Source organism: Flavobacterium fluviale (genome assembly GCF_003312915.1).
GTDB lineage: Bacteria > Bacteroidota > Bacteroidia > Flavobacteriales > Flavobacteriaceae > Flavobacterium > Flavobacterium fluviale.
Map to the genome: position 1 here is coordinate 1,743,354 of NZ_CP030261.1, position 13,413 is coordinate 1,756,766.

Sequence of the window (13,413 nt, forward strand, 5' to 3'; positions counted from 1 at the left end):
AAGATGGATTGGATAAAATTGTCGTAATTATATGGCATTTTTATTATATTTGATACTAATAAATTATATTTATGATAGCACATTTGCAGGGAAGATTAGTAGAAAAAAATCCTACAGAAGTTGTGATTGATTGTGGAGGTGTTGGTTATCAGGTAAATATATCTCTTCATACCTTCTCGTTAATCCCAAATTCTGAAAATATAAAATTGTATACGCATCTTCAAATTAAAGAAGATGCGCATACTTTATATGGATTTGCCGAAAAATCTGAGCGTGAAATTTTCAGAATGTTACTTTCGGTTTCAGGAATCGGAGCAGGGATAGCAAGAACGATGCTTTCTTCCATAGAGCCACGGCAAATTATAAACGCCATTGCATCAGGAGATGTTGGTGTAATACAGTCTATCAAAGGGATAGGAAATAAAACAGCACAAAGGGTTATACTTGATTTAAAAGAAAAAGTGTTAAAGTTGTACGATTTGGATGAAGTTTCGGTAGTTCAAAACAATACAAATAGAGATGAAGCGTTATCTGCTTTGGAAGTTTTAGGTTTTGTTAGAAAAGCTTCTGAAAAAGTAGTAGAAAAGATTGTCAAAGAAGACCCTGAAGCTACTGTAGAAACAATTATCAAAAAAGCTTTAAAAAGCTTATAAATTCATTTTATATAAAAGAATTCTATGCGTAAAATTTGTATTTTGTTGCTGGTCTTGCTCTGCGGTAATGTTTTGCGTGCGCAGGTAAACCCGGCAACTCAAGATACAACTAAAACTCAGTTTTCAGTTGGTAAAATTGAGCTTGAAGATCCTCCTAGTGTACTTTCAGCTTACAGATACGATCCCATTACAGACCGTTATATTTTTACCAATTCAGTTGACGGTTTCTCCATTAATTATCCTTTAATTTTAACTCCAAAAGAATACGAAGATTTAGTTCTAAAAGAATCCAGAAGAGATTATTTTAGAAAGAAATCTGATGCTATTGACGGTAAAAAAACAGGAAGCGAAGCAGCTAAAAAAGATTTGCTTCCAAGATATTATATCAACTCCAGTTTATTTGAAAGCATTTTTGGAAGTAATACAATTGATGTAAAGCCCACAGGATCAGTAGAAATGGATTTAGGTTTACGTTACACCAAACAAGACAATCCTTCATTTTCTCCAAGAAATAGATCCAGTCTGACTTTTGACTTCGATCAAAGAATCAGTATGAGTTTAATGGGTAAAATAGGAACTCGTCTGGAGGTAAATGCCAATTACGATACACAATCAACATTTGCTTTTCAAAACCTGTTTAAATTAGCTTATACACCAACTGAGGATGATATTGTCCAGAAAGTAGAAGTTGGTAATGTGAGTATGCCCTTAAACAGTACCTTGATTAGAGGTGCACAGAGTTTATTTGGTGTTAAGACACAATTGCAATTTGGTAAAACAACAATTACCGGAGTTTTCTCAGAACAAAAATCTCAAACCAAAAGTATAGTCGCAGAAGGTGGAGGGACAGTTCAAAACTTTGATTTGTTCGCATTAGACTATGATAATGACCGACATTTCTTCTTGTCGCAATACTTTAGAAATAAATACGATTCTTCTTTACGAAATTATCCATTTATCGACAGCCGTGTTCAAATCACCAGACTTGAAGTATGGGTAACCAATAAACAGAATCGAGTATCGACAAACAATAATAACTTAAGAAATATTATTGCACTTCAAGATTTAGGTGAAGGACAGTTTACTGGAGTTCCTGATAATGAAATTGTAGTAATCACCAATTCGGCAGGATTTTTTAACAACCCGATAGATTCGCCAACAGATAACACAAATAATAAATACGATCCAGCAGGAATCGGAAGAGCGGGAAGTTATTTGAATTCTAATATTAGAGAAATTGTTACAGCAGGTTCTGGTTTTAATAATGCAAACGTAAGTGAAGGTACTGATTATTCTGTTTTAGAAAATGCTAGAAAATTAACAGCAAATGAATATACTTTCAATTCACAATTAGGGTATATCTCTTTGCAGCAGCGTCTGGCAAATGACGAAATTTTAGCCGTTGCTTTTGAGTATACCGTTGGAGGAAAAGTGTATCAAGTTGGGGAATTTGGAAGTGATGGTGTAGATGCAACTGTGGTAACAGGGAACAACAATGCTAATCAGGCTATTGTAACGCAGAGTTTGGTGTTAAAAATGCTGAAAAGCAGTTTAACAAATGTGAACAATCCTGTTTGGAACCTGATGATGAAAAACGTTTATCAAATTCCGCAGGCGTATCAAATCAAACAAGAAGATTTCAGGTTAAACATTCTTTACACAGATCCTTCTCCTATAAATTACATTACACCAGTAACAGGAAGTTCTTTTCCTGCAAATCCTTCCCCAGATAATAGAGTGGAACAGACTCCTTTATTAAATGTTTTTAATCTAGATCGCTTAAATTATAACAATGATCCACAAAGTGGAGGAGATGGTTTTTTTGATTATGTTCCAGGAATAACGGTCGATGTACAAAACGCGCGAATTATTTTTACAACTAAAGAGCCTTTTGGAGAGCTGTTGTTCAGGAAATTACAAAATACAGGTTCTGCTGAAAACTATAACGATCCAACCACTTACAATCCTAATCAGCAAAAATATGTATTCAGAAATATGTATAGAAGTACACAAGCTGGTGCTTTGCAGGATAGTGACAAAAATAAATTCTTATTAAGAGGTAAATACAAATCTTCCGGAAGTAACGGTATTCCAATTGGAGCATTCAATGTTCCGCAAGGTTCTGTTGTGGTAACTGCAGCAGGAAGAGTTTTAATTGAAGGTATTGATTACAGCGTAGATTACCAGTTGGGAAGAGTTCAGATTCTCGATCCTTCGCTTCAAGCTTCGAATACACCAATTGAAGTTTCTTTAGAGAATAATTCAATTTTTGGACAGCAGACCAGAAGGTTTATGGGGGTTAATATTGAACGTAAAATGTCTGAAAATTTTGTTTTAGGAGCAACGTTGTTAAAAATGACGGAACGCCCTTTTACGCAAAAATCAAGTTACGGTCAGGAATCTGTTAACAATACTATTTTTGGTTTTAATGGAAATTATTCGACAGAAGTTCCGTTTTTAACAAGATTAGCTAACATGCTGCCAAATGTTGATACCGATGTTCCTTCTAATCTTTCGATTCGTGGAGAAGTTGCATTTTTAAAACCTGATGCTCCAAAAGCAAGTGATTTTGAAGGAGAAGCAACTATTTATATAGATGATTTTGAAGGTTCTCAGACCACAATAGATATGAGGTCTGCATATGCATGGAGTTTGTCATCAACACCATTTGTTAATTCGATAAATGATAATACTTTTAATGCAAGTTCGAATACTTTAGAGTATGGTTATAAACGTGCAAAATTAGCTTGGTATACTATTGACCCTGTTTTTTATGCGTCAAAACCTTCTGGAATTTCAAACAATGATTTGTCTTTTAATTCCACCAGAAGAATTTACAGCAGGGAACTTTATCCAAACACAGACATTGCACAAGGGCAGATTCAAGTTATCAATACATTAGACTTGACCTATTATCCTTCAGATAGAGGACCTTATAATAACAATCCTGATTTTGCAGCAAGCAGTCCTGCAAGTAATTTTGGAGGTATCATGCGTGCGCTTAACTCTACCAATTTTGAGCAGGGAAATGTTGAGTATATTCAGTTTTGGGTACTTGATCCTTATGTTGGAACAGGAGAGTCGCAGCCAGGTAATACCGGTAAAATTTATTTCAATTTAGGTGAAGTTTCTGAAGATGTTCTAAAGGACGGAAGAAAGCAATATGAAAACGGATTAGGTCCAGATCAAATTAAAGTGAATCCCCAGCCAATTTGGGGAGATGTGCCTGCATCTCAATCTTTAATTTATGCATTTGATACAAATCCAGATAATCGTAGAAACCAAGATGTTGGTTTAGATGGTCTTCCAAATTCAAGCGAAGGATCAGTTTATAATAATTATGCAGGTGAGAGCGATCCTGCCGCAGATGATTACACGTATTATTTAAATACAGAGGGAGGAGTTCTAGATCGTTATAAAAAATATAATGGAACTGACGGAAACTCTGCGGTAAGTGTAGATGACCCAAATCGTGGTTCTACAACTCTTCCAGACGTTGAAGATATTAACCGTGATAATACTATGAGTACTATCAATGCGTATTATGAATACAGTATTGATTTAAGACCAGGAATGCAGGTTGGACAAAATTACATTACAGATATTAGAGAAGTCAGTAATGTAGAACTTCCAAATGGATCTACAACCAATGCAAGATGGATACAATTTAAAATTCCAGTTTCACAGCCTCAAAACACAATTGGTAATATTACAGATTTTAGATCAATTCGTTTCATGCGTATGTTCATGACTGGATTTAACGATCAAATGACGGTTCGTTTTGGAGCATTAGATTTGGTTAGAGGAGAATGGAGAAGATACACAGGGACATTAGATGCTAATGATACAAATCCAGAAAACGACGGAACTGAATTTGATGTTGCAGCAGTCAATATTCAAGAAAACAGCACAAAATGTCCTGTAAATTACGTTATTCCTCCAGGAGTTCAGAGAGAGCAGCTTTATAATAATAATACAATTATTAATCAAAATGAGCAGTCGCTGGCAGTAAGAATTGGAGGCTCAGGATTAGAATATCAAGATTCTAGAGCAGTTTTCAAAAATGTAAGTGTTGATATGCGTCAATACAAAAAGTTGAAAATGTTCCTTCACGCAGAATCACTTCCAAATGAAAGTCCTCTTTTAGATGATGAAATGGTAGGGTTTATTCGTTTTGGTAACGATTTTACACAAAACTTTTATCAGATCGAAATCCCATTGAAAGTGACAAGCTCTGGAGGATCATGTACGATAAGTCCAGATCAGGTCTGGCTCGATGAAAATAATATTGATTTAGCATTGTCTTTGTTAACTAGGATGAAAATACTTGCAATGAAGATCGATCCTAACGATCCTAGGCGAGATATAAATGGTATATATTATCCGGATAGAGATCCATCTGTTGAAGGAGGTGACCAAGATGGTAAATTAACTTTAGGTATAAAAGGTAATCCGAATTTTGGTTTGGTTCGAAATTTAATGGTCGGAGTAAAAAGTGCGGCAGATCATAAAGATATTAAAGGAGAGGTTTGGTTTAACGAACTTCGTATGTCTGATCTAGAGAACAAGGGCGGTATGGCAGCTTTGCTGAATGTTGATACTAACATGGCTGATGTAATGACATTATCGGCATCAGGAAAAAAGAGTACCATTGGTTTTGGTTCACTTGAACAAGGTGCAAATGAGAGAGATCGTGAAGATATTCAGCAATATAATATTGTAACAAATTTAAATTTAGGAAAATTACTTCCTCAGAAATGGGGTATCAATTTACCTTTCAATTATGCTATTGGTGAAGAAGTTATCACGCCAGAATATGATCCGTTTAATCAGGATATTAAGTTAGATCAATTAATTCGAGAAACTACAGATCCAGCAGAAAAAGAAAATATTAGAACGCGTGCGATAGATTATACGAAACGTAAAAGCATCAATTTTATCGGGGTAAGAAAAGATAGAGCTCCAGAACAGAAACCTCATGTTTATGATGTAGAGAATTTTACATTTTCTCAATCTTACAATCAGGTTGAAAGACATGATTATGAAGTTGCAGATTATCAAGATGAGCAGTCTAATACATCTGTTAATTATGCGTATACCTTTCAGCCGAAGGAAGTTGTACCTTTCAAGCAGACTAAATTCATGAAAACAAGCGAGTATTGGAAACTTTTAAGTGATTTTAATATTAATTATCTTCCTTCGAATATTTCTTTCAATACTAATATTATCAGACAAAGTAACCGCCAGCAATTTAGAGAAGTCGAACTAGAAGAGGGCAGTATTGGTATTGACCCGCTTTATAGACGAAACTTTGCATTTAATTACCAATATGGCTTCGGATTTAATTTAACCAAATCACTTAAGTTAAATTACACAGCGTCTTCTAATAATATCGTTAGGAACTTTTTGAATGATGATAATTCTCCAAAAGAAGATTTTAACATTTGGGATGATTATTTTGACATTGGTACGCCTAACCAGCATTTGCAGCAATTGGTATTAAACTATGATATTCCAATTAATAAAATTCCAATATTTAGTTTTATCAAGGCAAATTATTCTTATACTGCCGACTATAACTGGCAGAGATCTTCAACAGCATTTTCTCAATATCAAGAAGAAAATCAAGATGGAACGACAACGCTGTGGGATTTAGGAAATACAATCCAAAATGCTAATTCAAATACTTTTTCGACAACACTAAATATGAATATGCTGTATAAATATTTAGGATTAACTCCAGGTGCAAAAAAGACCGCAAAAACGAAACCAGCGGCGGCTCCAAAACCAGGCGAGAAAATTGTAAATACTGCAAAACCAGTAGTTAGCAGCAGTCCTTTTTATGATGGATTAATTGGAGTTTTGACAAGTGTTAAAAACATTCAAATCAATTACACTAAAAACAGCGGAACTGTTCTGCCAGGTTATATACCAGGAGTAGGTTTCTTTGGAACATCTAAGCCGTCATTAGGATTTGTATTTGGTAGTCAAGATGATGTAAGATACGAAGCGGCTAAAAATGGGTGGCTTACTAGTTATCAGGATTTTAATCAAAATTATACGCAGGTAAGTAATAAACTTTTGAAAGTAACGGCAAATGTTGACTTGTTCCCTGATTTTAAGATTGATCTAAATATGGATCGTGCTTATTCTGAAAATTCTTCAGAGCAATATAGTGTAGATCCGGCTACCGGTCAGTACATGCCTTTATCACCTTATACATATGGAATGTTTTCTATTTCAACAGTATTGATAAAAACATCTTTTTCAACAAGTACAGAAACAGAATCGGCTGCGTTTGATGATTTTAGAAGTAATCGTTTGGTTATTGCAAATCGCTTGGCAGAACAGCGTTATGGTGCAGGTGCTGAAATTCCAAGATATGGAGATGCAAACAATCCTATTCCTGCTGAAACAGATCCAAATTATAAAATATATGCGGCGAACGAAGGATATCCTATTGGTTTCTCAAAAAGTAATCAGGCAGTTTTGCTTCCATCTTTCTTAGCAGCATATACTGGAAGTAACGCTTCGAGCAGTTCAACAGATATTTTTAGAAGTTTCCCTATTCCAAACTGGACCATAAAATATAGTGGTTTGATGCGTTATAAATATTTTAAAGATCATTTTAAACGTTTCTCTTTACAGCATAATTACAGGGCTTCATATACTATTAGTCAGTTTAGATCAAATTTTGATTATTTTGAAACACCAAACGGACAGGATGTAAATACAAACTTCTTTAATAAAACAGTTATGTCAAATGTTAACTTAGTAGAGCAGTTTAGTCCGCTTATTAGAGTTGATTTTGAGCTTAAGAGTTCATTGCGTTTATTAACTGAAATTAAAAAAGATCGCGCACTATCTATGAGTTTTGACAACAATTTATTGACAGAAGTTAAAGGGGTAGAATATGTTGTAGGATTAGGATATCGTTTTAAAGATGTGATTTTCTCTTCAAGATTAGCAGACAATCCGACGGGAATTATTAAAAGTGATATTAATATAAAGGCAGATTTTTCATTTAGAAATAATGAAACTCTGGTTAGATATTTAGATTACGATAACAATCAGCTGGCGGCAGGACAAAATATTTGGACTTTAAAGCTAACTGCTGATTACGCTTTCAGTAAAAACTTGACAGCAATATTCTATTACGATCATTCGTTCTCGAAAGCAGTTATTTCGACTTCATTTCCGTTAACGAACATCAGATCAGGTTTCACACTTCGTTATAATTTTGGAAATTAATTTTTAGTTTCTAAACTAGATTTCATTAGAAGATTATTACATTTGTGGCTTAAATTTTAAATTATCAATTTTCAAACATACTATTATGAGCATACCAGCAAATTTAAAGTACACAAAAGATCACGAATGGGTTAGCATCGAAGGAGATGTTGCAACTGTAGGAATTACTCATTTTGCACAAAAAGAGTTAGGGGATATCGTGTATGTTGAGGTAGAAACTTTAGATCAGACGCTTTCAAAAGACGAAGTTTTTGGAACTGTTGAGGCTGTAAAAACAGTTTCAGATTTATTCTTACCATTAACAGGTGAAATCATTGCTTTTAATGAAGATTTAGAAAGTGCTCCTGAAACTGTAAACTCAGATCCTTACGGAGCGGGATGGATGATTAAAATTAAAATTGCAGACGCATCAGAAATTGATTCTTTATTATCTGATGAAGCTTATAAAACTTTAATCGGTGCCTAAACAATTATTGTTAATTTGGGCAATGATCTGCTCTGGAATAATTGCTTATTTCTGTCTAACAGATTCTAGTAATTTACCAGCGGTCAACTTTCCAAGTCTTGATAAAATTGTACATTTTTGTTTTCATTTTGGATTTACAATTTCGTGGATTTTGTTTTTCAAAAAAGAGCTAAAAGGAAAAGAGGCAGACGACTATAAAGCTTATTTGGTTTCTTTTATTTTTTCTGTTTTTTTCGGAATCACAATAGAAATTTTGCAAAATGCTTTAACTGTGAGCAGAGCTGCAGATGTTACAGATATTCTAGCAAATGCTCTAGGGGCATTCGTTGCAGTTTTTTCTGCGATAGCATTTAAAAAGCAAATCGATAAGATATAAAATTACAAACCCACTTCGGTGGGTTTTTTTTTACAAGAAAATCAAATTTTAAAAGCTCTGTTTTTTATCAATATAAAATGTACTTTTGTGCTGGTTTTCTGCAACTTCTATCATTATGAATGTAAAGCAATATTTAGATTCTACTTATTTAAAAACTGCCTCACAAGCTGGTCTTTCTGAAGCAGAAAATACTATTGTCGTTAAAAATGCAATTGAAGAAGCAATTCAGGAAGAATTTAAATTAATTATGATTCGGCCGGAATATGTTACTGTTGCTAAAGAAATGATTGCAGCAGCTAATTCTGTTTTACTTGTGGGAACGGTAATTGATTTTCCAGAAGGCAAGTCAAGTCTGGAACATAAAATTAAGGAAGCAAACGAAGCAATTGCAAATGGCGCAGACGATTTAGATTTTGTATGTAATTATGAAGCTTTCAAAAATGGTGAAATAGATTTAGTCAAACAGGAAATTTTGTTTGGAACACAAATCGGTTTAGCTAATAATAAAACAGTAAAGTGGATTATAGAAGTTGCTGCATTAACAGATAAAGAGATTATTCAATTATCTGCCTTAATAAAGAACGTTGTGGTGTCGAATTTTCAGGAAGAAGATTTTTCTTCAGTCTTTGTAAAATCTTCAACCGGTTTTTATAAAACAGAAAATGGTCAGCCAAACGGCGCGACTGTTCCAACAATAATTATAATGCTTGAAAATGCTTCGCCATTATCTGTAAAAGCAGCTGGAGGTGTGCGCTCATTTAAAGATGCATCAGAAATGATTCTTTTAGGAGTAAAGCGAATTGGTACTTCGGCAGCAAAAGCAATAGCAAACGGGGAAAATGCCCCAAATCAATATTAAATAAATATCTATATTTTAAGTGAATAAGTTTTTTTTAGCCCTTGTTTTCATTTTTTCATTTTTCATTGTTTATTCACAGCAAAATGGCAGTTCTTCAATTCAGCCAGGTTTTACTGCAGAAATGTTTCCTGTTTTTCCAAACTGTGAAAATTTAGACGGTAAAAAATTAGAAAATTGTTTTTACAAAGAAGTTCAAGACTTTGTATTTAATACTTTTCAAGTTCCTGAAAATTTAAAACAAAATAATTACAAAGGACAAGTAAAAGTTCTTTTTGAAGTTAATGTCGAAGGAGAATTTAAAGTGATTTATGTTTCAGCGGGTAATGATGAATTGTCTGAAGAAGCGAAAAGAGTATTTGGGAAATTTCCAAAAATCAAACCTTCAACCTATAATGGAAAAGCCACTTATTCTAAATATACTATTTCTATTGATGTGCCCCTTAAAAGTTCAGAACAGCTTGCTTCTGAAGCGTTGGCGGCAGCTGAAATTTTAAAGCCAATCGAAAAACCGATGACAGAACTCGATAGTATTGTATATAAAAAATACAATAATCCGGAATTCGAAAGTCATTTAAATATTCCTTTTTCTCATAGTTATTATGCTCAGTTTGACGGAGCAATGAATCAAGTAGGAAGTAATAATCATACTGCTTCTAAACCGTATACTTATGCTGAGGTTTCTAAATATTATAATCTAAAAGCAGTTAATGAATCGCTGCAAAAAAATGTATCGAGCTGGCTGGGAAGAAAATGGTGGAACGAAAACATGGTGCAGATTCAGGGAGAAGATTATTGGTTTTCCTTAAATCCAATTGTCGATTTGCAAATGGGTAAAGCTTCAGATATTGATGCGTCATATACGTATGTAAACACTAGGGCTTTAAATTTTAGAGGAGGTTTAGGAAAGCAGATTAATTTTACAACCACGTTTTTTGAAAGTCAAGGAAGATTTGCAGGTTATTTCAATGATTATGCAGAGTCAATTAAGCCATCTGGAGGTAATCCTGCAATTGTTCCAGGAATTGGAATTGCAAAACGTTTTAAAACAGATGCATATGATTTTCCTTTAGCAGATGCTAATATTACTTTTGCGCCAAGTAAAATTTTTGATCTTCAATTAGGATATGGAAGAAATTTTATAGGTGATGGATATCGATCTCTATTAGAAGGAGATGGAGCGAGTCCGTATCCGTATTTTAAAATTAATACCAATTTCTGGAAAATAAAGTATACTAATACTTATATGTGGATGAAAGATGTCCGTCCAGAAGTCACTGAAGAAAGAACGTATGCTACAAAATTCATGGCCAATCATTACTTGAGCTGGAATGTTTCAAATAGATTAAATTTAGGGTTCTTCGAATCTGTGGTTTGGACAGATTCAAATAACAGAGGTTTCGATATTAATTTTGTTAATCCTATTATTTTTTATCGTGCCGTAGAGTTTGGTTCTTCTTCTAGAAGTGGAAATGCGTTATTAGGCTTAACAGGTAAATATAAATGGAATAACAGCATCAATTTATATTCTCAATTCTTGATTGATGAATTTTCTGTGTCTGATGTAGGGGCAGGAAACCAAAGCTGGAAAAATAAATTTGGTTTTCAAATTGGGGCAAAGTATTTCAATGCATTTAATGTAAAAGACTTATTGTTCCAAGTTGAGTTTAACCATGTTCGTCCTTATGTTTATTCTCACAGTGCTGTTATTACCAATTACGGACATAACAATCAAAGTGTTGGACATCAATGGGGAGGAAATTTTAAAGAGTTAATTGTAATCGGCCGTTACAATAAAGGACGCTTGTTTGGAGATGCTAAATTTACAATGGGAACAAGAGGTTTAGATTTTGATACAGCCGAGGATTCTTTTAATTATGGTGGAAACATTTATAAAAGTTACGATGAAAAACGTCCATACGATACAGGTGTAAAAGTAGGTCAGGGAAATAAAACGAGTATTTTTATTGCAGATATTCAAGGGGGGTATTTAATTAATCCGATGACGAATTTGAAATTATTTGGAAGTCTTATTTATAGAAATTTTGATCCAACGCAGGAAACAGCGGCAACATTTAAGCAAAGTACAACTTGGTTTAGTATAGGATTGCGTTCAGATATTTTCAATTGGTATTTTGATTACTAGTTTTTAATAAGATTTTTCGAAATAATAGTGTTAAAGTATGACGAGTTCTTAATTTGTAAAGGTTTTATTCAAAAAAATCTATTTTTATAGGCCTAAATTCTACAATCTAATTTGTACATTTGCAGCACTCAAAAAAATACACAAACAACAACGGTATTGAACGCTGCAAAAAATACATTATCAATCAAATCAATATTTCTAGATTTTAAAGAGATTACTAAAGCTGGATTGGCTATTAGTGTTTTGTTCTCATCTATTGCAGGATATTTATTAGGGGTTGATTCTGAACATCCTTTTAAATGGAGTGTTTTGGCAGTTTTGGCTATTGGCGGTTATTGCATGGTTGGGGCTTCGAATGCTTTTAATCAGGTAATTGAAAAAGATATTGACTCGCTGATGGATCGAACTAAAAATCGTCCAGTTCCTTCCGGTCGTATGTCTCCAAAAATGGCTTTGCTGGTGGCAAGTCTGCTTACAATTGTAGGTATTGCACTACTTTATACTATAAACGCTAAGTCGGCAATGTTTGCTGCTATTTCTATATTTTTATATACAAGTGTTTATACACCATTAAAAACCGTAACTTCATTGTCTGTTTTTGTTGGGGCTTTTCCGGGTGCAATTCCATTTATGCTTGGCTGGGTCGCTGCAACAGGAGAATTTGGTATCGAAGCTGGGACTTTATTTTTAATTCAGTTTTTTTGGCAGTTTCCGCATTTTTGGGCTATTGGATGGTTTTTATATGAAGATTATGAGAAAGCAGGCATATTTATGCTTCCAACAGGTAAGAAAGATAAAGGAACTGCGTTACAAATTATTTTATACACAATCTGGCTTATAATTGCATCGCTGCTGCCTGTTTTAGGTTTTACAGGACAGTTGTTTATTTCTCCAATTGCGGCGGTTTTGGTATTCCTTTTAGGGATTTGGATGCTTTTTTATGCAGTTCGTTTATATAATTTAAGGACCGCAAAAGCAGCAAGAACATTAATGCTGGTAAGTGTTTCTTATATTTCGCTTTTACAAATTGTGTTTATAGTAGATAAATTTTTAAGATAGTTATGGAAATGACATTGAAAACAAATGAAGAACAAGTAAGAAAGTCGAAATCAGCAAAACTGATTCTTCTTTTCGCAATGGTTAGTATGACCATGATGTTTGCTGGCTTAACAAGTGCATTTGTGGTAAGTAAATCAAGAGCAGATTGGTTGAAGAATTTTGAGCTTCCTTCTGCATTTTATTGGAGTACAGCTGTAATTATTGGCTGTAGTGTTACTTTTTATTTAGCAAAAAAAGCTATTCAAAAAGACAATAGAAGTGCTGTTACTGGATTGCTTTTGGGAACTTTAGCGTTAGGGATTTTATTTGTAGTGTTACAATTTCAAGGATTTGGACAAATCGTTGAACAAGGATATTATTTTACAGGAGAAGGTAGTTCAATTACTACAACTTTTCTTTATGTGGTAACAGTTACGCACTTGTTACATTTAGCTGGCGGATTAATTTCACTTTTAATTATAATTTATAATCATTTTAAACAAAAATACAATTCGACTCAAACTCTTGGTATAGAACTAGGTGCGATGTATTGGCACTTTTTGGATTTATTATGGGTATATTTATTTTTATTTTTATTTTTCTTTAAATAAGAAAAAAACGTAAATT

General features: G+C 33.7%; 8 protein-coding genes. All 8 read left to right on the forward strand.

Going from position 1 to position 13,413, the window contains the following annotated elements:
* Positions 1-71: 71 nt before the first annotated feature.
* The 8 genes from ruvA to HYN86_RS07765 all read left to right on the forward strand — a co-directional run bounded on the left by ruvA (position 72) and on the right by HYN86_RS07765 (position 13,397).
* Complete coding sequence (ruvA, locus tag HYN86_RS07730; RefSeq protein ID WP_095953346.1) at positions 72-653, forward strand: Holliday junction branch migration protein RuvA; 582 nt, start codon at positions 72-74, stop codon at positions 651-653.
* A gap of 24 nt (positions 654-677) precedes the next feature.
* Positions 678-7,904, forward strand: coding sequence for a T9SS outer membrane translocon Sov/SprA (sov, locus tag HYN86_RS07735; RefSeq protein ID WP_113677521.1), 7,227 nt, complete (start codon positions 678-680; stop codon positions 7,902-7,904).
* Between the two features lie 85 nt (positions 7,905-7,989).
* Complete coding sequence (gene gcvH / locus HYN86_RS07740; protein ID WP_057117438.1) at positions 7,990-8,370, forward strand: glycine cleavage system protein GcvH; 381 nt, start codon at positions 7,990-7,992, stop codon at positions 8,368-8,370.
* Positions 8,363-8,746: a VanZ family protein gene (locus tag HYN86_RS07745; RefSeq protein ID WP_113677522.1), complete on the forward strand. Its 384-nt coding sequence runs from the start codon at positions 8,363-8,365 to the stop codon at positions 8,744-8,746. Before gcvH ends, HYN86_RS07745 begins: the two co-directional genes overlap by 8 nt.
* Before the next feature lie 115 nt (positions 8,747-8,861).
* On the forward strand, positions 8,862-9,605 hold the full coding sequence (gene deoC, locus HYN86_RS07750; protein WP_113677523.1) for a deoxyribose-phosphate aldolase: 744 nt from the start codon (positions 8,862-8,864) through the stop codon (positions 9,603-9,605).
* Positions 9,606-9,624: 19 nt separating this feature from the next.
* On the forward strand, positions 9,625-11,748 hold the full coding sequence (locus HYN86_RS07755; RefSeq protein ID WP_113677524.1) for an energy transducer TonB: 2,124 nt from the start codon (positions 9,625-9,627) through the stop codon (positions 11,746-11,748).
* Between the two features lie 156 nt (positions 11,749-11,904).
* On the forward strand, positions 11,905-12,807 hold the full coding sequence (gene cyoE, locus HYN86_RS07760) for a heme o synthase (protein ID WP_113677525.1): 903 nt from the start codon (positions 11,905-11,907) through the stop codon (positions 12,805-12,807).
* 2 nt (positions 12,808-12,809) lie between these two features.
* The gene (locus HYN86_RS07765) at positions 12,810-13,397 is read left to right on the forward strand and encodes a cytochrome c oxidase subunit 3 (RefSeq protein WP_113677526.1); all 588 of its coding nucleotides are present in this window, start codon (positions 12,810-12,812) and stop codon (positions 13,395-13,397) included.
* The last annotated feature ends 16 nt before the right edge of the window (positions 13,398-13,413 follow it).